Here is a 20,537-nt window from a genome sequence, read left to right on the forward strand (position 1 = left end):
TGTAAGCGCTGCCGACAGAGTTACGGGGCGCGAGTCTCTCAGGCTTCAGACAGAGGGGCACGGACTGGTCGCCATTCGCGGCCGATTGCGTGCGACTCTGGAGACGACATGACGGGCGACGACACCAAACACCTTCCCCTCGAAGACCTGCACGTGGCCGCCAGTGCGCGCTTTGGCGCGTTCGCCGGCTGGTCGATGCCGCTCACCTATCCGGCCGGCGTGATGAAGGAGCACCTTCATACCCGCGAACATGCCGGCCTGTTCGACATCTCACACATGAAGCTGTTCGAGATCAGTGGCTTGGGCGCTGAAGCACTGCTCAATCGGGCCTGCCCGTTCGACGCCGGCGCGCTTGAGATTTCCCAGTCCAAATACACGTTCTTTCTCAATGAAGCGGCCGGCATCATCGACGATCTGATCGTCACCAGGCTCGGCCGGCAACGCTTCATGGTCGTCGCCAATGCCGGCAATGCCGAAGCCGACGAAAAACACTTGCGCGCCCTTGCCATGGATTTTGACACAAAGGTGGACGCACTCGGCCGCGTCTTCCTGGCGATCCAGGGTCCCGAAGCCTGGGCCGCCCTGTCGCGCGCCGGCATCGAAACCGGATCGCTGCTGTTCATGCACGGCTTCGAGCCGCGCGAAAACTGGTTCATGAGCCGCTCGGGCTATACCGGCGAGGACGGCTTCGAGGTCGGCCTGCCGGAAGCGGATGCGCGAAATCTCGTCGCCAAACTGCTCGAGGACGAGCGAGTGATGTGGGTTGGGCTGGCCGCCCGCGACAGCCTGCGGCTCGAAGCAGGGCTGTGCCTGCACGGACTGGACATCACGCCTGAGATGGACCCGGCCAGCGCCGGGCTGATGTGGGCGATCCCGAAGGAGGTTCGCGCCTCTGGCGCTTTCATCGGCGCCGACGCATTGCGTTCAATCCTGGAGCGCGGCCCGGCGCAGAAACGCGTCGGCCTGAAGCCGGAAGGCCGCCAGCCGGTGCGTCCCGGTGCTGCCCTTTTCGATCCCGACGGCAATCCCGCCGGCCACGTCACCTCCGGCGGTTTCGGCCCCTCGGCCGGCCATCCGGTCGCCATGGGTTATGTCCAGACGGCGCTGGCCAAACCCGGCGCAAAACTCTTCGCCGACGTTCGCGGGACCAAAATCCCGGTCGATATCAATCCCCTGCCCTTCACGCCGCATCGCTACCGCAAAGGATGAACTTCATGGCAAAGACCTATTTCACTGAAGATCACGAATGGCTCCGCGTCGAAGGCGGTATCGCCACCATCGGCATCACCGACTACGCGCAGGAACAGCTCGGCGATCTCGTCTTCGTCGAATTGCCGGAGCCTGGGAAAAAGCTGGCCAAGGGCGATACCGCAGTCGTGGTCGAATCGGTCAAGGCGGCATCGGACGTCTATGCGCCGGTCGACGGCGAGATCACCGAGGCCAACGCCGCGCTTTCGTCTGATCCGTCCCTGGTCAATTCGGCGGCGGCCAGCGACGGCTGGCTGTGGAAGATGAAGCTGGCCGATGAAAGCCAACTCGAAGGTCTCCTGGATGAGGCCGCCTACAAAGCCCATATTGGTTGAGAGAGCAGGACCAGGAAAGATGACTGCAGCACCCTACTCCTTCTCGGCCCGCCATATCGGCCCCGGCCTCAATGATGTCAGAGCCATGCTGGCGACGATCGGCGTTCCGTCGGTCGAGACGCTGATCAGCCAGGCTGTGCCGAAATCGATCCGGCTCGACCGGCCGCTGGCCTTGCCGGCCCCGGCGAGCGAAGCCGAGGCGCTGGCCGAGCTGTCAGCGACAATGGCGAAAAATACAGTTTTGAAGAGCTTCATCGGCGCCGGCTATCACGGGGTCCACGTGCCGCCGGTCATCCAGCGCAACCTGTTCGAGAACCCGGCCTGGTATACGGCTTACACGCCCTACCAGGCCGAGATCAGCCAGGGCCGGCTCGAAATGCTGTTCAATTTCCAGACCTTGGTCACCGAACTGACCGGGCTGCCGGTCGCGTCGGCCTCGTTGCTCGACGAGGCGACGGCGGTGGCCGAAGCAGTCGGCATCGCGTTACGCCACCACCGCGACAAGCGGACCAAGGTGGCGCTGGCCGGCACGCCGCATCCGCAGACGCTTGACGTCGTGCGCACCCGCGCCGAGCCGCTCGGCATCGAGGTCGACGGTGACACGATCGACGACAACACAGCCGCTCTGCTGGTCTCCTGGCCCGATACGTTTGGCGTCTATGGCGACCACAGGGCGGCAATCGAGAAAGCCCGCGCCACCGGCGCGCTGGTCGTCTTCATTGCCGATCCGCTCGCCCTGACGCTGACCGACGCGCCGGCTGCGCTTGGCGCCGACATCGCCGTCGGCCCGATGCAGCGCTTCGGCGTGCCGATGGGCTTTGGCGGGCCGCATGCCGCTTATTGCGCCGTTTCCGACAGGCTGACGCGGCTGATGCCCGGCCGCCTGGTCGGCCAGTCCACCGACAGCAAGGGCCGGCCCGGCTATCGCCTCGCCTTGCAGACGCGTGAACAGCATATCCGCCGTGACAAGGCGACCTCCAACATCTGCACCGCGCAGGCGCTGCTCGCCAACATGGCGACCGCCTATGCGATCTGGCACGGCCCTGCCGGGCTGCAGGCGATTGCCGGCCGAATCCATGCATTGGCCAACCGGCTGGCTGCCGGTCTCGAGGCAGCAGGAATTTCGGTGCTTGGCGCAAGCCGCTTCGACACCGTGGCGGTGGAAGTGAAAGGCAGAGCCGGGGCGATTGGCGCCGCAGCCGAAAAGACCGGCCGATTGCTGCGCGTCATCGACGCCGACCGCATCGGCATCAGCTTCGACGAAACCTCGACCGAGGCCGATCTGGAAGCGATCGCGGCGCTGTTCGGCGCCAAGCCGGGCGCGGCCGTCGGCAGCACCATGCCCGGAAAATCGCGTGGCAAGGCGTTTCTCACGCAGCCTGTCTTCCGCGAAAACCACTCGGAAACCGACATGATGCGCTTCCTGCGCCGGCTGGCAGACAAGGACCTGGCGCTCGACCGCGCCATGATCCCGCTCGGCTCCTGCACGATGAAACTCAATGCCGCCGCCGAGATGATGCCGGTAAGCTGGCCTGATATCGCCAATTTGCATCCCTTCGCCCCGGCAAGCCATTCGGCCGGCTACCGCGCCATGATCGACGAACTGGAAGCCTGGCTGGCGGAGATCACCGGGTTCGACGCGGTGACCCTGCAGCCCAACGCCGGCAGCCAGGGCGAGTATGCCGGGCTGCTCGCCATTCGCGGCTATCACCGCTCACGCGGCGAAGCTCACCGCACGGTCTGCCTGATTCCGTCATCGGCGCATGGCACCAATCCGGCGAGTGCGGCGATGGCCGGCATGAACGTCGTCGTCGTGCGCTGCACCGAAGACGGCAACATCGACGTCGATGACCTGAAAGCCAAGGCGGACGAGCATGCGCAAGACCTTGCGGCGCTGATGTTCACCTATCCCTCGACGCACGGCGTTTTCGAGGAAGGCGCGCGCGACCTCTGCGCCCTTGTCCACGAGCATGGCGGCCAGGTCTATTTCGACGGCGCCAACCTCAACGCGCTGGTCGGTCTCGCCCGCCCCGGCGACATCGGCGCCGACGTCTGCCACATGAACCTGCACAAGACGTTCTGCATCCCGCATGGCGGCGGCGGTCCCGGCGTCGGCCCGATCGGCGTCAAGGCGCATCTGCAACCCTATCTGCCCGGCCACGTCGTCGAAGGCTCGGGCCATGCCGTGTCGGCTGCACCGTTCGGCAGCGCTTCGATCCTGCCGATCACCTGGATGTATATCCGGATGATGGGCGCTTCGGGCCTGAAGCAGGCGACCGAGACGGCGATCATTTCCGCCAATTATGTGGCGACGCGGCTCGGAGCGCATTTCCCGGTGCTCTACAAGGGCAGGCACGAGCGCGTCGCGCATGAATGCATCCTCGATACCCGCGTGCTCAAGGACAGTGCCGGTATCAGCGTCGACGACGTCGCCAAGCGGCTGATCGACTATGGTTTCCATGCGCCGACCATGTCGTTTCCGGTCGCCGGCACGCTGATGGTCGAGCCGACCGAGTCCGAGCCCAAGCGCGAGCTCGATCGCTTCTGCGAGGCGATGATCGCGATATCAGGCGAGGCAGCCAAGGTGGCGAAAGGCGAATGGCCCCTAGCCGACAATCCGCTGGTCAATGCGCCGCATACCGCCGCCGAGGCGCTGGCCGGCCAGTGGACCCATCCCTATTCGCGCCTGGAGGCGGCCTACCCCGCCGGCGATGCCGACACGTCAGCCAAATACTGGCCGCCGGTGTCGCGCATCGACAATGTCGCCGGCGACCGCAACCTCGTCTGCTCCTGCCCGCCGCTGTCGGAATATCTGGGGGCGGCGGAGTAGACCATGATCCCGAAAAGTGGAATCCGGTTTTCGGACAAGATCATGGTCTAACAAGAAGATAGAAGCCTCAATCAGGCAGAACGCAAGGCCGGCGCGTCGGCCTTGCTCGCCTTGTTCTGGGCGACGACGCGATTTCGCCCGGCGCGCTTTGCCGCATAGAGTGCGGCGTCGGCTTCGGCCAGCACATTGTCGAGACTGGTGCCATCCGTCCCGCCAAAGCCGATGCCGCCACTGACTGTGCTGCGCAACGGACCAAGCTGGGTGGCGACGACTTCCGTGCCGAAGGCGACGCTGATCTTGCTCGCAATGTCGTAAGCTTTCTCTTCAGTCATCCGCGACATGACGAGGACGAATTCCTCGCCGCCCAGCCGGAAGGCGTCGACGCCGGTCCTGGAGTATTTTCTGACGACAGCGGCGAAGCGGCGCAGAACCTGATCGCCGACCGGATGACCGAATACATCGTTCGTCTTCTTGAAATGGTCGAGGTCGAACATGGCGACGGACATGAACGGGCCGAAAATCCGCTCGCCGTAGAATGCCGTCAACGCCCGCCGGTTCATCAGCCCGGTCAATGGGTCGGTCATGGTCTCGGCCTTCAGTTCAATCTGCGCCTGCAAATGGTGCAGGGAGAGCGTCAATGCGCCGAGCCCCGTCATGCAGGCGACCGCCACGGCGGAATTCAACCGTTCGGCCCAGTTGTCGGGCGCAACGCCGAGCACCCATTGGCCCTTGACCAGCAGGACCGCGCCGCAAAGTCCGAAGGACAGCGCACAGACGCCGCTCAGGAACGAAACGACCAGCAATATCCGGCGATCATGACCACCTTTGATCCAGAACATCACCCCGATAAGCGAGAGCAGCGCCGTTACCGTCGCGTAGGTGACGATGAAGCCGACGCCGTCAAAGCCCAGCGACGTCGCGCCTGCGCAAACCACCATCGCAGCCAGGGTCGGCAAGATGGCGCGCCTGTAGTCGTGGACGCCGAGATACTGCATGGCCGACAGGCAGAGGGTCAGAAGGCCCAGGCTGAGAAGCGCAAGCACGATCTGGCAAAGCCAAGGGCTGGGATGCTTGGCATAGTGCCAGAACAAGACCACATGTGCGACGAGCACGAGAATGCCGCACGCCACCGTCAGCACAAAGCGTGCCTGTGGCGCGGTGCACCAGATCGCAAACAGGGTGATGCTGAGGCACGTGCCCGACAACGCTGCCGCAAGCAGGAGCGAACTGTAATCCAACATGCGTAAGCGACAGCCTCTTCTCGGGTTCTGCCGCATTCTAGGTCAGCAGCAATCCGCGAATACCCTTTTTCGGCCAACCTTCCGGCGTAACCTCCGGACAAGGTTTACAAAGCGTCGATGCCCTCGGCCCATTTCCGCCGCTTGGTTGTCGAATGGTTTTGCAGTAAGAGGCTCTATCCTCGAACGTAACGGGAACCTCCGTCGCCTGCCCGCAAAAAGCGTGGCAGTATCGGGTGGTGATTCGCAGCATCGCAATCCAGGACCAGCATGAACGACAGCAACGATCTTTTCGGCAATTTGGACAAGCAGCCGCAACCGGTTCGCGCCACCGCGCGCCCGGCCGACCCGCTGGTGCAGGCGGCGAAGCGCCCGGCATCCCGCGACGGCAGCGAGAGCTACAGTGCCGCCGACATCGAGGTTCTGGAAGGGCTGGAGCCGGTGCGGCGGCGGCCCGGCATGTATATCGGCGGCACCGACGACAAGGCGATGCACCATTTGTTCGCCGAGGTCATCGACAATTCGATGGACGAGGCGGTCGCCGGCCACGCGACTTTCATCGACGTCGAGCTTTCGGCCGACGGATATCTGGCGGTGACCGACAATGGCCGCGGCATTCCGGTCGATCCGCATCCGAAATTCAAGAAGCCTGCGCTCGAAGTCATCATGACGACGCTGCATTCCGGCGGCAAGTTCGACAGCAAGGTCTACGAGACCTCGGGCGGCCTGCACGGCGTCGGCGTCTCCGTCGTCAACGCGCTGTCGGACCATCTCGAGGTCGAGGTCGCGCGCGGCCGCCAGCTCTATCGCCAGCGCTTTTCGCGGGGCGTTCCGGTGACCGGCCTGGAACAGCTCGGCGAGGTGCATAACCGCCGCGGCACCAGGATACGCTTCCATCCCGACGAGCAGATCTTCGGCAAGGGTGCTGCTTTCGAGCCGGCGCGGCTCTATCGGATGACGCGCTCGAAGGCCTATCTGTTCGGCGGCGTCGAGATCCGCTGGACCTGCGACCCCTCGCTGATCAAGGAGAAGGACACGACGCCCGCCAAGGCCGAGTTCCATTTTCCCGGCGGCCTCAAGGACTATCTGAAAGCCTCGCTCGGCGACGAATTCCAGGTCACCCGCGAAATCTTTGCCGGCAAAAGCGACAGGCAAGGCGGCCACGGCTCGCTCGAATGGGCGGTGACCTGGTTCGGCGGCGACGGGTTCCTCAACTCCTACTGCAACACCATCCCGACCGGCGAAGGCGGCACCCATGAGGCTGGCTTCCGCAACGTCTTGACGCGCGGCCTGCGCGCCTATGCCGAGCTGGTCGGCAACAAGCGCGCTTCGATCGTCACCTCGGAAGACGTCATGATCTCGGCGGCGGGCATGCTGTCAGTGTTCATCCGCGAGCCGGAATTCGTCGGCCAGACCAAGGACCGGCTGGCGACGATCGAGGCGATCAGGATCGTCGAGGCCGCGATCCGCGACCCCTTCGACCACTGGCTGGCCGACAACCCGCAGGAAGCTTCGAAGCTGCTCGAATGGGTGATCGCGCGTGCTGACGAGCGGGTGCGCCGCCGCCAGGAAAAGGAAGTCTCGCGCAAGAGCGCGGTGCGCAAGCTGCGCCTGCCCGGCAAGCTCGCCGACTGCACGCAGAATGCCGCGGCCGGCGCCGAACTCTTCATCGTCGAGGGCGATTCGGCCGGCGGCTCGGCGAAACAGGCGCGCGACCGCGCCAGCCAGGCAGTGCTGCCGCTACGCGGCAAGATTCTCAACGTCGCCAGCGCCGGCAACGACAAGCTGGCTGGCAACCAGCAGATTTCCGACCTGATCCAGGCGCTTGGCTGTGGCACGCGGTCAAAATACCGCGATCAGGATCTGCGCTACGACCGGGTCATCATCATGACCGACGCCGACGTCGACGGCGCCCACATCGCTTCGCTGCTGATCACCTTCTTCTATCAGGAGATGCCGAGCCTGGTCCGCGACGGCCATCTCTACCTGGCGGTGCCGCCGCTCTACTCGATCCGCCAAGGCGGCAAGGTCGCCTATGCCCGCGACGATGCGCACAAGGACGAACTGCTGCGCACCGAGTTCACCGGGCGCGGCAAGGTCGAAATCGGCCGCTTCAAGGGGTTGGGCGAAATGATGGCCGCCCAGCTCAAGGAAACCACCATGGACCCGAGAAAGCGCACGCTGCTCAGGGTCGATGTGATCGACGCCGAGGCGGCGACCAAGGATGCGGTCGACGCGCTGATGGGTACCAAGCCGGAAGCCCGCTTCCGCTTCATCCAGGAACGCGCGGAATTCGCCGAGACGGAAGTGCTGGATATCTGAATTTCTTCGGCTCGGCGAACCGCAACGGCAGGTAGTGTCTCAGTTTGAAATTTCAAAGGCGATAGTCGAACTCCCAGCGCCCTAGTCTGGTGAGTTGCGCGCCGATGGCCTGCCAAGTTTCCCCCTCGGTCGCAGCACAACGATCCCTGAGAAACTTTTCGAGCTCGACGTGGTCGAAACGCGGCATGAAAATCACACTTTCCGCCGCAAATACCTTGCTGCCCTGAGATCGAAGGAACCAATTGGGAGAGCAGACAGTCGCTGTAAATGCGTCGGCGCTGTTATCTCCTTCTGGACCGGCATAGAAATCAATAGTGACGGAGAAGTCAGTGGGATCGCGCGGGTTCCACGTATCGAGGGCAAAAGCTCCGGCATCGGTATCTAGAATTCGGTGGCCCTTGTACTGTGCTCTCATGGCAGCAATTTTTCTTGCTTCTTGTACGGGCCGCGCTTGCCGGGCTTCGGTGCAACAGCGTCCATCTTCTCGCAAAGGTCATCCATTGACCAGAGAGTTTGCGACACGCCAGCGGCCATTGCCGGGGTCATTTTCAGCGCCCTATGCACTTTGGTCTTGGTCGCGCCAGTGCAAACGGCGGGGCTGTAGCGGCGCTCTGGCGAGGTCCTCTTGCCTTCTGTGGAGCGCATCGAAGAACCCTCGCAAAGCACGGTGAGGATTTGGACACGGGTTTCAGGGGCAGCTTGTGCCAAGCATGAAAGTTCATCACACCTTCCGTAGACCTACCCGGCCGGTTGGCTTGGGCGGCGTCGGATCGCCCGTCAACCCAAACACTAGGTTTTCAAGCTCCTCGGGAGGCAAATGAAGGTCTGCCGCGATGCGATTTTTTGGGACCTTCTCGCTCCATAGCGTCGTGAAGACAGCCTTCCACACGACCGATTCTTCACGAGGCACGCTATTCGGCTCATTGTGTCGATAGCCGCGCTCATTCATCTGAATGCAGAACGTGCGATACTGCCAATCGCTAAGTATCCCAAGCTTGTGCAACCGGTAAGCTAGCGCCGCTGTAGAGACTCCCCAACGCTTCTTTGCGATAACGAGATCGTCCAGTCGAGCGACCGAAGGAACCCGAGATTTGATGTCGGCTGCCGGCATCAAAAACGAGGAGGCGAAGCTGTTGGCCTCGATTTCGGCTTCCCGCCCTTGCTGAGGCCCGCCATGCCGATGCAGTACCAAATGTGCCAGCTCATGAGCAGCATCTAGCCGACTGCGGTCCGCCGACTTGAAGGTGTTCAGGAAGATGTAGGGAACATCGTTCCGCCAGCACGAAAAAGCATCCACGTTCTTGGTGTTCTCAGCCAGAGAGAACACGCGCACGCCTTTCGACTCCAACAACTTGATCATGTTGCTGAGAGGTTGTTCGCCCAATCCCCAAACTTCACGAAGCGTTCGTGCCGCCGCCGCTGGGTCGCGCTCGTGCGCCAAGTCTATCAAGACTGGTTCGGGTAGGTTGAATCTCTCTGAGATGTAGTCCGAAAGGAGATACGCGAACGACCCCGATGCAAGCGCTGCGTCGCGCTCGCGGGCTGTCATAGTCGTCAGGCTGCGAAAGCTGGCCGCGTCCTTGGTGACTTCGTCAACGTCGTCGCCGAAAAAGAACTCGCGCGGAAACCGCAACACCGCCGCGATGGCATCGACCGTCTCGGAAGACGGTTCATTCTTCTCTCCCTCAAGGCGCGTAATGGTAACTGGCGACATGCCAAGCAGTTGAGCGAATCCTCTGCTGGTGAGCCTCCGCCGTTTCCGAGCGAGGCTCATTCTCTGACCACTGAACATGGCTGCTACTTCTTGCGTGTGACGTTGATTTCGAAATCCTGGGCAGGGGTTTCGTCGTCATCCTTCTTGGGCATGATGCTAGCCCACTCGCCTGGCTTGATGATGTAAATTCGTTCGTTGAACTCTTTGAACTGCTTTTCCTCGATGCTCTTGGGGAACGAAAGTTCCGCCCGAACATCATCGCCGTTGATATAGACGCAGAAATACCAGAGCGAGGCGTTCTCGCGCGACTTGCGCTGCTCGTCTTCCGCATCAAACTCTGGGAATAAGTTTTTCTGCCCGAGATCGACCGCACGCGTCGCCGCCGGCCCTTTGTCGGAAATAGCCTTGGGGTCGCGTGCGTCTTCGCAGGCGCTGTCCGCATTCTGGAAAACGATCTTCATCCCGGTCTTGGGATTATAAACCGCTTCAATATTTCCGGTGCGGTCGATTTCCCAACCTTTGAGCCGCAGGGTATCGCGCAAGGCACCTGTGCCGTGGATGTAGGAAAGTTGACCGGCTGCATTGAGCGGGAAATTGAGCACGAAGCTCGCCTTGGCCGCGACCGCGCGCTTTGCCACCTCGATAAACTCGCCAGCCGTCAGGCCGAAGTGATCGAGGCGGGAGCCGACTTCATAGTCCTGAGAAACAATGCGGGTTGGCACGAATCGACCTCATGTTAATTTTTTCTTCCTCATTTGTGGAGGAGAAAATTAACATGGTCAAGCGCCATCTACTTTCTCCAGCGACTTTCCGCCGCCTACTTGGCGGTCTCGGCTCGCCGCTCTGGCGTCACGTTGACGGCGCGTTTCTTACCACCCTTGGAACCAAGCTCTTGGCGGCGGCGCTCTTGCCGTCGTCCTGCACGTCATCGGCTTCCTCGCCGGTGGCAATGCGCGTGACGCGGACGGCATTGCCGAGCACGTCAGCGGGGCGCTTTCTGGCCTTTAGGACCTCTAGGCATTGTTCATTCGCTTTTTCAACGCAATAGCGTTGGTAAGGTGACCGACGGCTTCCTCCATATCGGCCAGTTGCTTAGCGGTGAACTTGGGGCCAATCTTGCCTACCATCCGCGCGCATTCTTTTGCGGCGGAAATCGTCTCTTTTGCATCATCGCCGCAGCGAACAGTGTGACGCCAACGCCACCGAATTGCCAGAGAGCTAGCGATTCATTGAATAGCGTCCGATATGTTGGGAAATCGGGGAGCGCGACCGCGATTTGCGCGGCTGGATTCGCCAACTGCATGCGTAGCGCATGAGGCTGCGCCAATAGGGAAGGATTGGTGGGCTTCGGCTAGGCGCATGGATCCGCGCAAATCTTTGAACCCCACGCAGCTTGGCTACGGACATCCCGTTACGAGGGCACTTACTTCCAGAAAGCCATCTATAGTCCTGTATTTGTATTCTAACTCACCGCCTTTCTGAATGAAGTCGGTCATTCCCTCTGGGCTACACACCCTTCCCTTTGTCGCCACAAGCAGCCCATCGTTGTAGTTTGCCTGCGAGACGCCAAGAGACTGCACATATGCATCCATCTGGGCTTTTGTCTCGGACCACACCGCATAGACGATCAGCCTCCTGCCTGTTGCCGCAACGGCGTTGATCGTGAGCGTCGAATTTATTGCTTTCGGCAGCGTGGGTGCCAATGTCTCCTGAAGGCTAGCGGCGAATTTACAAAGATCGTTCGTTTTGTCCTTAGATTGGCAATCGTCGTCTGCCATTGCTGAACTGGGCAGCGTTAGCGCGTTTAGCACCATAAACGAGGTCAACAGCAAACTGCTCACACTGTACTTCAACCCGTCCTCCTGCGCATTGGCACACCTTATCGAGTCGCCGGAACGTTAGCTATGCACCCAACAGATGCCTACCGCCTCGGCGTCAGGCGACCCGATGACCCGTCACTTCACAGCGACAGGAATGGAGCTGGTGGGCGTCGTGACGCTCGATGTGAATGGCCTCTTAAATCGCCAGCGCCCGGATAACCTGCTCGCTCAAATAGGTCGCGTTTTCGGGACCCGGATTCTGCCCGAAGGCGTGCGTCCCTGATGCACGATCGCCAACCGAAGGGCACTAGCGATGGTCCGGTGGTCAGACATCCAGTTGGCGCCCGTCCCGCGCGACGTCATACGCGATCGTATACCGCGAACCCCAGCTTGCCGCCAATTCACTCGACGTGGTCGAGAGGATTGTGGCAGGAATTCCGACTTCATGCTGAATCGTCCAACCGACGAGCGGATCGAGCAGTTCCGGCGTGGCGTCGTTGGGCAAAGCAACGAGAACATCCCAGTCGCTGTCAGGTCGATTGTCGCCCCGCGCTCGGCTGCCGAACAGCCATATAGAATCGGGGCTCAACCGAAGCCTGATCTCATCGATCAACGGCTTGATCTCTGCCGGAACCTTAAGGCGTTTCGAAGCAAAATCGTGCATGGCCCTAAAATAGTAGCAGTTTTTTGCGCCTACAACGCAACGCAATCGCGGCTACCAAACCCAAGCTAGTGGTGAAGACCTGACGCTTGTACCCATGTAGAAGGACGCGAGACGACCTTGCCGGTCAGCGCATAAGCTCGGTCGATAAGAAGTCTGAGGGACTGGAGCCGAGATGCACGCCCGCTGGATCGAGACCTTTGGCCTACCAGCCTTCCTTCGAAAGGCAGCCAGACTACTCTTGTGCGGTATCATTGGTTGTCTTGGAGTTTTTCATTCGCATGCCGGCCAGTTGGTGAAGTTCAAAAGCGCCACATCCCAGCTGACACCGTTTCAGACGCGCATGGCGCGGCAGCGAGGCGAAGAACCAAAGATTTTTCCCGGCGTGCCGATACAAGGATTCCTGGGACGCCCAGCGGGGGATGGACCGTTCCCGGCTGTCGTCCTGCTTCACGGCTGTGCCGGCCTTGGCCTCCGAGAAAGAGAGGCCTGGTCAAGAAGATTGTCGTCCTGGGGGTATGTCGTATTAGCCGTCGACAGTTTCACGACGCGCGGCATCCGGCATACCTGCGACCGGCTGTTTTACGATCGGGTCAACGACGCCTACGGCGCCTTGGAATTCCTCACCACGCTCGGCTTCGTCGACTCTCGACGCGTCGCGGTAATGGGGTTGTCCGCTGGCGGAATCGCTGTGCTGCAAGCCGTCCAGCTTGGCGCTGCGGAAGCGCTTATGAAGCAGAAATTCCAAGCTGCGATTGCCTACTACCCCTCATGCTCGGTGACGAGTGGTGAGATGGCCGTTCCGACCTTGATCCTAGTCGGCGAACGCGACGATTGGACCCCGGCGGCGGCCTGCCGGAAAATGATGGAGCAACGCAGCGGCAAAGGGAGCCCCGTCAAACTTATCGTCTACCCGGACGCCACGCACTCATTCGACGCCGAGAACCTGAAAACGGGCATCTCGTCCTTCGGCCACTTCCTGCAATACAATGAACTCGCCGCCAATCGCTCGTTTCAGGATTCACACGTTTTCCTGAGTGAAACGCTTGGACACTGATCCAGACAGACACTTGTGCCGCAAGGCCGCTTTCCGTCACCCCGTTGCGGACCTTAGACGTTGTCGCGATGCGCCACTTCTGCGACGGTACAAAATCGATACGAAACCGTCGATTTTAATCTGGATGTTGCTAAGGGAAGAACATTGGTGCCTGCTATTAGAATCGCTGTCGCTGGCGCGCAGGGCCACATGGGCAGAGCATTACTCGCTGCAGTGGCCGCAGCACCTGCCTTTTCGCTCGTAGGAGGCTTCGGACGCCCCGAAAAAGTCGTCGACGGATTGATTGATGTTGACGCAGCGCTCCGCGCTGCGGATGTCGTCGTGGATTTCACGACCGGCCAAGCATCGGCGGCGCTTGCAGAAAAGTGCGCCGCGATGGGTCGACCAGCAATGGTGATCGGCGCAACAGGGTTTGAGGACACTCACCTCGCTCGGATCGCCGAGGCGGCACGTAAAATAGCGATCGTGCGTTCAGGCAACTTCTCCCTTGGCGTGAACATGCTGGTGGGCCTAGTTGAGCGCGCCGCGCGCTCTTTCCCAGCTGAAGTTTGGGATATCGAGGTCCATGAAGCTCACCATCGCCGGAAGATCGATGCACCATCTGGAACGGCGCTGATGCTAGGCGAAGCAGCAGCCAGCGGTCGGGGCGTTCCGCTTGCTCCCGTCGAACGGCGCGGGCGCGATGGTATTATTGGCGAGCGAGCGCTTGGTGAAATCGGGTTTTCCGTATTGCGAGGCGGCGGCATCATTGGAGAGCATAGTGTGGTATTTGCCGCCGACGAAGAGATTCTGACACTGTCGCATTCCGCTTTGGATCGCGGCATGTTCGCGCGAATTGCGTTGACTGCCGCACGCTGGGTTTCAGACCATGAACCCGGCGAATACGACATGCAGGACGTTCTCGGGTTGTCGCCAATCTCCCGCTGAGTTTGCAACTGCCGCAAGGACTGCTCTTCATCCATTGCTGCAATTCGATTTGGGTATCAACCGTCAGATTTTCACCACTAGGCCGCCGCGATCGCCAGCGCGTGACCGCGCGCGTTTTCGCGCAGCGCATCGAGGTGGATCGATTTGACCAATCCGGCGAGATCGCCTTCGGCGGACTGCCCGCCCAATTCCTTCAGCATCAGCCAGCTGACTTCCTGGACGCCGGCGAGGCGCTTGCCATTGGCGACCTCGCGCCAGACCTTCAGCGCGCGCAGGATGATGGCGTGCGTGGCCGCGGCCAGGCCAGCGCTGCGGAGCAGCGCCTGCAGCGCCACGTCGTGCCCGCCGGCCAGCAGCGCCCTCACCCGTTGTTCGGATTGCTGGCTGAGCGCGACCAGCGCCGAGCCGAAGAAATCGACCTTGCCGTGCGCGATGGTGCGAATGATGAAGCTTGCGGTCAGGTCGCCGCGCAGGCGCAGATGCTCGATGAGCGCCGCATGTTCTTCCTGGCGCGTGCCTTCGATCAGCGTCAGGGAAGCCTTGACGCAGGCGTCGCGCATGACGCGCTCGGTTCTGGCACGGCCCATCAGCGCCAGGACCAGCGGCGAACCCTTGAGCGTTTCACCAAGTTTTATCAGCAGCATATGCCGGCAGTCAGCGGGCAGACGCGCATCCGATATCAGCGCTTCGCGCAGCGAAGGCAGATGGCCATGGCGTTCGGCGATACGGCGGAAGCTGAGCGAAGCGATGTCGGCGCCGCTGTTGGCGAGAAGCGTGGCGCAGGCTTCCGGCTCGCCGATTTCGGCGATCGCGGCGGCGACCGCCATGGAGACGCGCGGACGACCGGCGATCAGTTTCTGGATCGCCTTCTGGCCGCCGGCAACCCGGTCGGTCAGATCGGCATCGGTAAGCAGCGGCGAACGTGCCAGCACCAGGCTGGCGACTTCCGGCTGATCGGACGCCAGCGCGCTGATGATCTGCAGCGGCGCGTGATGGCTCATCGACAGCGCCTCTGCCATCGCCAGCCGCACTTTCGACGAGGCATCGTCGAGCAGCAGCGTCAGCGCCGCCTCCGCCGCGCAGCGATCCTCGAAAGGCAGTTCGGCATTGATGTAGGCGCGAGCCAATGCGCTTGCTGCCGCGGCGCGCTCAGAGACCCTTGCCGTATGAATCCATTTCAGGAAATGCGAAACAACCATGCCGTCCGCTATGCCCCTAGCCCGAGTCCGTTCCCGCCCCAGTGAAGACCGTAGGCAGAAATAGTTTACGAACGGTTCACCATCTTTGTTAACTGCCCCTCTTTGTTAACTGGCTTGCGAGCGCGGTAGGCAGCGCCTATCAACCCTTAGAGCGACTTGCGCGCTTTCGGACGCACAAAGCACGCTAACACTTTGAAGCATCGTGCTTTCCAAAAATCGATTCCGATTTTCGGGGCGATGCGGCAGCGGAGGAGATCGACCATGGCCGGGCTTTATCTGGAAGAGTTCGTCGTCGGCCACGTCTTCCGGCACACGCTGCGGAAAACCGTCACCGAAAGCGACAACATGCTGTTCTCGGTAATGACGCTGAACCCGCAGCCGCTTCACATCGATTTCGACTTCGCCGCCAAAAGCGAATGGGGCAAGCCGCTGGTCAATTCGCTGTTCACGCTGGGCCTGATGATCGGTATTTCGGTGAACGACATCACCGTCGGCACCACCGTCGCCAATCTCGGCATGAAGGAGACGGTGTTTCCGCATCCGGTCTTCCACGGCGACACCATCCGAGTCGAGACGACGGTGGTGTCGGTGCGCGACTCCAGGTCGAAGCCGGATCGCGGCATCGTCGAATTCGAGCACCGCGCCTACAACCAGGACGACGTGCTCGTCGCCAAATGCGCGAGGCAGGCGATGATGATGAAGAAGGCCTGACCGATGCGCTCGCTGCTGTTCGTTCCCGGCGATTCGGAAAAGAAGCTGGAAAAGGCGATTGGCGCCGGCGCCGACGTGATCATCGTCGATCTCGAGGATTCGGTCGCGCCACAAAACAAAACCTTGGCCCGCGATATCGCCGCACGCTTCATCACCGGACACGGGCATCAAACCAGTTCCGCAATCTATGTCCGCATCAACGATCTCTCGACCGGCCTGGCGGATGACGATCTGGCGGCACTCGTGCCAGTGAAACCCGACGGCATCATGCTGCCGAAGTCGAACAGCGGACAGGATGTCCAGCAGCTCTCGGCCAAGCTCAGGGTGCACGAGGCCGAAAGCGGGGTGCCGGACAGTGCGATAAAAATCCTGCCGATCATCACCGAAACAGCTGCCGGCGTGCTGGCGGCCGCGAGCTACGCCAAGGCAAGTGCGCGGCTTGTCGGCGTGACCTGGGGTGCGGAAGATCTCTCGGCAGCAATCGGTGCGCGCACGGCCCGCGACGAGAATGGCCGCTACACCGATGTGTTCCGCTTCGCCCGCACCATGACCATCCTCGCCGCCGGTGCCGCGGAAGTCGCGGCGATCGACACGGTTTTCCCAGATTTTCGCGACATGGCCGGCTTCGCGGCGGAATGCGCCGAGGCCGAGCGCGACGGCTTCACCGGCAAGATGGCGATCCATCCAGCGCAGGTGCCTGTCATCAACGCCGCCTTCACGCCGTCGACCGAGGCGGTGAAACACTCCCTGGCGATCGTCCAGGCATTCGAGGCGGCTGGAAATCCCGGCGTCGTCGGCATCGGCGGCAAGATGTACGACCGGCCGCATCTCAAGCTGGCCGAGAGGCTTCTGGCACGCGCCAGGGCGGCAGGGATATAACTCCCTGCCAGGTCATTCGGGCAATTTTCTCGGCAGCCAGAGCCACGCGATGACGCCAGTTGCAAGGGTCAGCAGACCGCCGGCGCCGACTGCGACATGTAAACCGGTGAGGAAGGCTTCGTTGGCCCGTACGATAATTTCAGGGTCCGACTGATCAAGTGTTTCGTTGAGCGTGCCGGCCACGCCGGGACCCAACAGCCGGAAGCTCAGCGCGGCCAACGATCCGAGCAGGGAAATTCCCAGTGCATTGCCCAGTTCGTTGCTGGTCTCGGCGATCGAACTCGCCGCACCGGCTCGTTCGGCAGGAACGGCCGACACCGCTATCTCGGCCACCAGGCTAAAGGACAACCCATATCCGACGCCAGCGATCATGGTCGAGGCGATGAAGGCCGCGATTCCGACCTCGGTGGTCGTGAACAGCAGCAGGAGGACGCCGACGCCGATGAGCAGATGTGTGGCAACAAGGGCAGTTTTGCGGCCGATCCGCTCGACGATGCGCGCGGTGCCCACGCAAGTCGCCGTCAGCACGATCGCGCCTGGCAACGTCAGCAGCGCTGCGTTGAAAACATCAAAGCCCAACACCGATTGCAGATAGATGCCCGACAGATATCCGGTGGCCGACCAGACAACCAGCGTAAGAAGGCCGGTCAGGATGGCGATGGAGAAAATGGGGTCTCGGAACAGGTCCAGGTCGAGCAGCGGGTAGTCAATCCTGCTCTGTCTGCGCACGAACAGCTCAAGGGCAAGGATGCCGACGATGCCGATGGTCAACAGTGTCGGCGTGAAGCCATGCGCCGCCGCGCTCTTGAGCGAATATGTGAACAACAGGATACCTGCGAAGGACAATATGAGGCTCACCAGATCGATTCGTCCGTAGGCAGTCGAACGCACCTCCTGCAGCTGTACCGGTGCAGAGATCAGGAAGCCGATCACGACGGGGACATTGATCAAAAACACGGCGCCCCATTCGAATTGCCGCAACAGCAGGCCGCCCATGACAGGCCCGATGGCGAATCCAGCCGCAAAAGTCGCCGCGAACATCCCGATCGCCTGAGCGCGCGTTCGCGGATCGGGGAACAGCGAGCTCACGATCGCCAGCCCGGAGGGCAACAGTGTCGCGCCGCCCAATCCCATTAGGGCGCGTGAGGCGATCAGGCTTTCAGACGTTTGCGAATAGGCTGCGCCGAGCGATCCAGCACCGAAGACCACTGCGCCGATCATGATCAGCTTCAGCCGCCCAAAACGGTCGCCGATATTGCCGAAGACGATCAGCAGCGATCCAACCACGAAACCGTAGATGTCGAGAATCCAGAGTGCTTGGTCGGCGGTCGGCGTGATGGCCGAGGTCACACGCGGCATGGCGAGATAGAGTATCGAGCCGTCCATGGCTACGAGCAGGACCAGGGGCAAGACAGCCATGAGGCCCAACCATGACCTGCGGTCCGTCGGGCGTACAAGTGAAGTATCGGTCATAAGGCACACAAATCCTTTGCGTGCGGCATGCGAAGGCGTGCCGCTTCGGCCGCCGGAGCCAAGGCTGGCGGATGGTTGCGATCGAAGAGTGAACTCTATATACTTAAGGTAAGTTACCTTTGGTATATAGGCATGTCAAGCATACCGAACAAAAGCCAAGCCACGGAGAAACGCGTTCGTCTCAGTCGCGAGCAGCGGCTAAGCCAGCTCCTTGAGGTGGCAAGGTGGCTGGTTCGCGAAGAAGGCACCGACGCGTTGACGCTGCCGCGCCTGGCCGAACAGGCCGGTGTCGCCAAGCCGGTGGTCTATGACCATTTCCGGACGCGCAACGGTTTGCTGACCGCCCTCTATCAGGATTTCGACGCGCGCCAGACGGCGCTGATCGACGCCGCCCTTGAAGGAAGCGCTCCGGGTTTGGAGGAGAAAGCTTCTGTCATCGCATCGTCCTACGTCGAATGCGTGCTGGCCCAGGGCCGTGAGATCCCCGGCGTGCTGGCCGCGCTGGCAGGCTCGCCCGAACTGGAGACCGTCAAGCGGGATTACCAACTGGATTTTATCGAGAGGTGCCGTACGGCGTTGGCCCCGTTTATCGGGCCAAGGGGGGTTATGCAGGCCGGTTTTTGGGCGATGCTGGGCGCGGCCGACACCTTGTCCAATGCTGCCGCGACGGGAGAAATCACCGCTCAACAGGCGCAGGACGAACTTCACGAGACGATCGTTGCTATGATCGAGAGAAGCAATCGTTGACGCATGCATCCTGGCCAAAGGGTTGGAGTTCCACCCGATCCATCGGAGATCAGGTTCTAATCCTTTCCCCAATGAGGCCGGCGCATCGAGAAGATTTCGTTGACGCTGGCATAATCCATATAGCCGAGACGGCCGACATTGCCGGCCCTGACGATATCGAAGATGCCGTCTATCAGGAAGGCATCGTCGACATGCACACCGACGACTTCGCCGGCGACGACGATGGCGCCGGTCGGTGTCCCGTCCAGCGCCTTTGGACGCATGATCTCCGTCACCCGGCATTCAAGCGCCGCGGGCGCCGCCGCCACGCGGGGTGGCGCAACCAGCCGCGACGGCGCCATGGCGAGATCGGCATAGTCGAATTCGGTGACGCCGCGCGGCGCATCGACTGCGGTGCGGACCATTTTTTCAGCGAGATCGCGGCTGACGAGATTGGCGACGAACTCGCCCGTTTCTTCGGCGAAGGTGGCGCTGTCCTTCTCGCCTTCGGACGAAAACCAGACGATGAAGGGCCGCGTCGAAAAAGCATTGAAGAACGAATAGGGGGCGAGGTTGACCTCGCCGGCCTTGTTCACCGTCGAGATCCAGCCGATCGGCCGTGGCGCCACGATCGCCTTGGACGGATCATGCGGCAGCCCATGCCCCTTTGCCGGCTCGTAGAACATTCAGCCCACCCATGGCCCTGCATAATCGGCATAGAGTTTTGCCGGATCCGGCCGCGGCCGCTCCGGCGCCGGCCCTTGGTAGGTGCCGATATGGATGAAGCCGACCACCCGCTCATGTGGCGCCAGCCCCAGGATCGCCCTGCCCTCCGGCACGTCGGAATACCAGTTGCTGATCATGTTGGTGCCATAGCCCAGCGCATTGGCTGATAGCATCAGGTTCATCGCCGCCATGCCGCCGGACAGGAACATCTCCCATTGCGGGATTTTTGGGTTCTCCTTCGGGCTCGACACCACCCCGATCACCAGCGGCGCGCGCGAAAAACGCGCCAGTTCCTGGTTATGGCGGCCTTCCGGCAGCGGCCCTTCGCGCTGTGCGGCAAGTGCCGCCAGCTTCTTGCCGATCTCGACGCGCGCCTCGCCCCGGTAGAGGATGAAGCGCCAGGGCTCGAGCCGGCCGTGGTCCGGCACCCGCGAGGCGGCTGCAATCATCGTCGCGATGTCAGCGTCGCTGGGCGCCGGTTCCTTCAACTCCGGGATCGGCGCGGAATTTCGGGTCAGCAGAAAGTCGATGATCGGCGACGCCATGGGCGCAAGACTCCTTGGAATTTAAGCTGAAGCGCACCATCGGGGCATCGGGCGGCTCGGGCATTGGCGCGGCGCGCCGACAAAGAGCCTCTAGCAGAAGCTGATCAGACTCTTAAGCCTTGAAAT

20 protein-coding genes and 1 pseudogene are annotated in these 20,537 nt (G+C 61.7%); 10 read left to right on the top strand and 11 right to left on the bottom strand.

Features of this window, described 5'->3' with window-relative positions; genetic code table 11:
* Positions 1–108 precede the first annotated feature (108 nt).
* The 3 genes from gcvT to gcvP are packed head-to-tail and all read left to right on the top strand — an operon-like array spanning position 109 to position 4,413.
* Positions 109–1,209: a glycine cleavage system aminomethyltransferase GcvT gene (gcvT, locus tag AC0L2R_RS09490; RefSeq protein WP_473508580.1), complete on the top strand. Its 1,101-nt coding sequence runs from the start codon at positions 109–111 to the stop codon at positions 1,207–1,209.
* A gap of 5 nt (positions 1,210–1,214) precedes the next feature.
* Complete coding sequence (gene gcvH / locus AC0L2R_RS09495; RefSeq protein ID WP_473508581.1) at positions 1,215–1,583, top strand: glycine cleavage system protein GcvH; 369 nt, start codon at positions 1,215–1,217, stop codon at positions 1,581–1,583.
* Between the two features lie 19 nt (positions 1,584–1,602).
* Positions 1,603–4,413, top strand: a complete 2,811-nt coding sequence (gene gcvP / locus AC0L2R_RS09500; protein ID WP_473508582.1) for an aminomethyl-transferring glycine dehydrogenase — start codon at positions 1,603–1,605, stop codon at positions 4,411–4,413.
* Between the two features lie 71 nt (positions 4,414–4,484).
* On the opposite strand, the gene AC0L2R_RS09505 is transcribed toward gcvP, so the two are convergent.
* Complete coding sequence (locus AC0L2R_RS09505) at positions 4,485–5,654, bottom strand: GGDEF domain-containing protein (protein WP_473508583.1); 1,170 nt, start codon at positions 5,652–5,654, stop codon at positions 4,485–4,487.
* Positions 5,655–5,921: 267 nt separating this feature from the next.
* Between AC0L2R_RS09505 and parE the strand changes: the two genes are divergently transcribed.
* Complete coding sequence (gene parE, locus AC0L2R_RS09510; RefSeq protein ID WP_023801056.1) at positions 5,922–7,973, top strand: DNA topoisomerase IV subunit B; 2,052 nt, start codon at positions 5,922–5,924, stop codon at positions 7,971–7,973.
* Between the two features lie 52 nt (positions 7,974–8,025).
* Here parE and AC0L2R_RS09515 read toward each other — a convergent pair whose 3' ends face one another.
* The 5 genes and pseudogenes from AC0L2R_RS09515 to AC0L2R_RS09535 form a co-directional block, all read right to left on the bottom strand.
* Positions 8,026–8,388: an Imm8 family immunity protein gene (locus tag AC0L2R_RS09515; RefSeq protein ID WP_473508584.1), complete on the bottom strand. Its 363-nt coding sequence runs from the start codon at positions 8,386–8,388 to the stop codon at positions 8,026–8,028.
* Positions 8,385–8,606: pseudogene (locus tag AC0L2R_RS09520) on the bottom strand (hypothetical protein); the annotation flags it as partial. The pseudogene AC0L2R_RS09520 and the gene AC0L2R_RS09515, both read right to left, overlap by 4 nt.
* Positions 8,607–8,694: 88 nt before the next feature.
* Positions 8,695–9,765, bottom strand: a complete 1,071-nt coding sequence (locus AC0L2R_RS09525) for a helix-turn-helix domain-containing protein (protein WP_473508585.1) — start codon at positions 9,763–9,765, stop codon at positions 8,695–8,697.
* Between the two features lie 5 nt (positions 9,766–9,770).
* Positions 9,771–10,409 (bottom strand): hypothetical protein, encoded by a 639-nt coding sequence (locus AC0L2R_RS09530; protein ID WP_473508586.1) that lies wholly within the window; start codon positions 10,407–10,409, stop codon positions 9,771–9,773.
* A 675-nt stretch (positions 10,410–11,084) separates the two neighbouring features.
* A complete protein-coding gene (locus AC0L2R_RS09535) occupies positions 11,085–11,540 on the bottom strand; it encodes a hypothetical protein (protein ID WP_473508587.1) in 456 nt (151 codons plus the stop codon).
* A gap of 94 nt (positions 11,541–11,634) precedes the next feature.
* On the opposite strand from AC0L2R_RS09535, the gene AC0L2R_RS09540 reads away from it, so the two are divergent.
* The gene (locus AC0L2R_RS09540; RefSeq protein ID WP_473508588.1) at positions 11,635–11,790 is read left to right on the top strand and encodes a hypothetical protein; all 156 of its coding nucleotides are present in this window, start codon (positions 11,635–11,637) and stop codon (positions 11,788–11,790) included.
* Between the two features lie 42 nt (positions 11,791–11,832).
* On the opposite strand, the gene AC0L2R_RS09545 is transcribed toward AC0L2R_RS09540, so the two are convergent.
* Positions 11,833–12,120, bottom strand: a complete 288-nt coding sequence (locus AC0L2R_RS09545) for a nucleotidyltransferase family protein (protein ID WP_473508589.1) — start codon at positions 12,118–12,120, stop codon at positions 11,833–11,835.
* Between the two features lie 223 nt (positions 12,121–12,343).
* Here AC0L2R_RS09545 and AC0L2R_RS09550 point away from each other — a divergent pair, with 223 nt between their 5' ends.
* Together AC0L2R_RS09550 and dapB are read left to right on the top strand one after the other, a co-directional pair.
* Positions 12,344–13,225, top strand: coding sequence for a dienelactone hydrolase family protein (locus AC0L2R_RS09550; RefSeq protein WP_473508590.1), 882 nt, complete (start codon positions 12,344–12,346; stop codon positions 13,223–13,225).
* 144 nt (positions 13,226–13,369) lie between these two features.
* Entirely contained in the window at positions 13,370–14,152 is a 783-nt protein-coding gene (dapB, locus tag AC0L2R_RS09555; protein WP_473508633.1) for a 4-hydroxy-tetrahydrodipicolinate reductase, read from the top strand.
* A gap of 77 nt (positions 14,153–14,229) precedes the next feature.
* On the opposite strand, the gene AC0L2R_RS09560 is transcribed toward dapB, so the two are convergent.
* Positions 14,230–15,351: a DUF2336 domain-containing protein gene (locus AC0L2R_RS09560; RefSeq protein ID WP_473508591.1), complete on the bottom strand. Its 1,122-nt coding sequence runs from the start codon at positions 15,349–15,351 to the stop codon at positions 14,230–14,232.
* Between the two features lie 237 nt (positions 15,352–15,588).
* On the opposite strand from AC0L2R_RS09560, the gene AC0L2R_RS09565 reads away from it, so the two are divergent.
* Entirely contained in the window at positions 15,589–16,062 is a 474-nt protein-coding gene (locus tag AC0L2R_RS09565; RefSeq protein WP_473508592.1) for a MaoC family dehydratase, read from the top strand.
* A 3-nt stretch (positions 16,063–16,065) separates the two neighbouring features.
* A complete protein-coding gene (locus AC0L2R_RS09570) occupies positions 16,066–16,941 on the top strand; it encodes an HpcH/HpaI aldolase/citrate lyase family protein (protein WP_473508593.1) in 876 nt (291 codons plus the stop codon).
* Between the two features lie 12 nt (positions 16,942–16,953).
* Here AC0L2R_RS09570 and AC0L2R_RS09575 read toward each other — a convergent pair whose 3' ends face one another.
* Complete coding sequence (locus AC0L2R_RS09575; protein WP_473508594.1) at positions 16,954–18,414, bottom strand: MFS transporter; 1,461 nt, start codon at positions 18,412–18,414, stop codon at positions 16,954–16,956.
* 132 nt (positions 18,415–18,546) lie between these two features.
* Between AC0L2R_RS09575 and AC0L2R_RS09580 the strand changes: the two genes are divergently transcribed.
* Positions 18,547–19,161: a TetR/AcrR family transcriptional regulator gene (locus AC0L2R_RS09580; protein WP_473490439.1), complete on the top strand. Its 615-nt coding sequence runs from the start codon at positions 18,547–18,549 to the stop codon at positions 19,159–19,161.
* A gap of 56 nt (positions 19,162–19,217) precedes the next feature.
* Here AC0L2R_RS09580 and AC0L2R_RS09585 read toward each other — a convergent pair whose 3' ends face one another.
* The gene (locus AC0L2R_RS09585) at positions 19,218–19,826 is read right to left on the bottom strand and encodes a flavin reductase family protein (protein ID WP_473508595.1); all 609 of its coding nucleotides are present in this window, start codon (positions 19,824–19,826) and stop codon (positions 19,218–19,220) included.
* The gene (locus AC0L2R_RS09590) at positions 19,827–20,411 is read right to left on the bottom strand and encodes a nitroreductase family protein (protein ID WP_027156268.1); all 585 of its coding nucleotides are present in this window, start codon (positions 20,409–20,411) and stop codon (positions 19,827–19,829) included.
* Positions 20,412–20,537 lie beyond the last annotated feature (126 nt).

The organism is Mesorhizobium sp. WSM4820, assembly GCF_055811075.1.

Bases quoted from the DNA above. Each gene is read 5' to 3' on its own strand.
- gcvT (WP_473508580.1), top strand. From the start codon at position 109: ATGACGGGCGACGACACCAAACACCTTCCCCTCGAAGACCTGCACGTG.
- gcvH (WP_473508581.1), top strand. From the start codon at position 1,215: ATGGCAAAGACCTATTTCACTGAAGATCACGAATGGCTCCGCGTCGAA.
- gcvP (WP_473508582.1), top strand. From the start codon at position 1,603: ATGACTGCAGCACCCTACTCCTTCTCGGCCCGCCATATCGGCCCCGGC.
- AC0L2R_RS09505 (WP_473508583.1), bottom strand. From the start codon at position 5,654: ATGTTGGATTACAGTTCGCTCCTGCTTGCGGCAGCGTTGTCGGGCACG.
- parE (WP_023801056.1), top strand. From the start codon at position 5,922: ATGAACGACAGCAACGATCTTTTCGGCAATTTGGACAAGCAGCCGCAA.
- AC0L2R_RS09515 (WP_473508584.1), bottom strand. From the start codon at position 8,388: ATGAGAGCACAGTACAAGGGCCACCGAATTCTAGATACCGATGCCGGA.
- AC0L2R_RS09525 (WP_473508585.1), bottom strand. From the start codon at position 9,765: ATGTTCAGTGGTCAGAGAATGAGCCTCGCTCGGAAACGGCGGAGGCTC.
- AC0L2R_RS09540 (WP_473508588.1), top strand. From the start codon at position 11,635: ATGACCCGTCACTTCACAGCGACAGGAATGGAGCTGGTGGGCGTCGTG.
- AC0L2R_RS09550 (WP_473508590.1), top strand. From the start codon at position 12,344: ATGCACGCCCGCTGGATCGAGACCTTTGGCCTACCAGCCTTCCTTCGA.
- AC0L2R_RS09560 (WP_473508591.1), bottom strand. From the start codon at position 15,351: ATGGTTGTTTCGCATTTCCTGAAATGGATTCATACGGCAAGGGTCTCT.
- AC0L2R_RS09565 (WP_473508592.1), top strand. From the start codon at position 15,589: ATGCGGCAGCGGAGGAGATCGACCATGGCCGGGCTTTATCTGGAAGAG.
- AC0L2R_RS09570 (WP_473508593.1), top strand. From the start codon at position 16,066: ATGCGCTCGCTGCTGTTCGTTCCCGGCGATTCGGAAAAGAAGCTGGAA.
- AC0L2R_RS09575 (WP_473508594.1), bottom strand. From the start codon at position 18,414: ATGACCGATACTTCACTTGTACGCCCGACGGACCGCAGGTCATGGTTG.
- AC0L2R_RS09580 (WP_473490439.1), top strand. From the start codon at position 18,547: ATGTCAAGCATACCGAACAAAAGCCAAGCCACGGAGAAACGCGTTCGT.
- AC0L2R_RS09585 (WP_473508595.1), bottom strand. From the start codon at position 19,826: ATGTTCTACGAGCCGGCAAAGGGGCATGGGCTGCCGCATGATCCGTCC.
- AC0L2R_RS09590 (WP_027156268.1), bottom strand. From the start codon at position 20,411: ATGGCGTCGCCGATCATCGACTTTCTGCTGACCCGAAATTCCGCGCCG.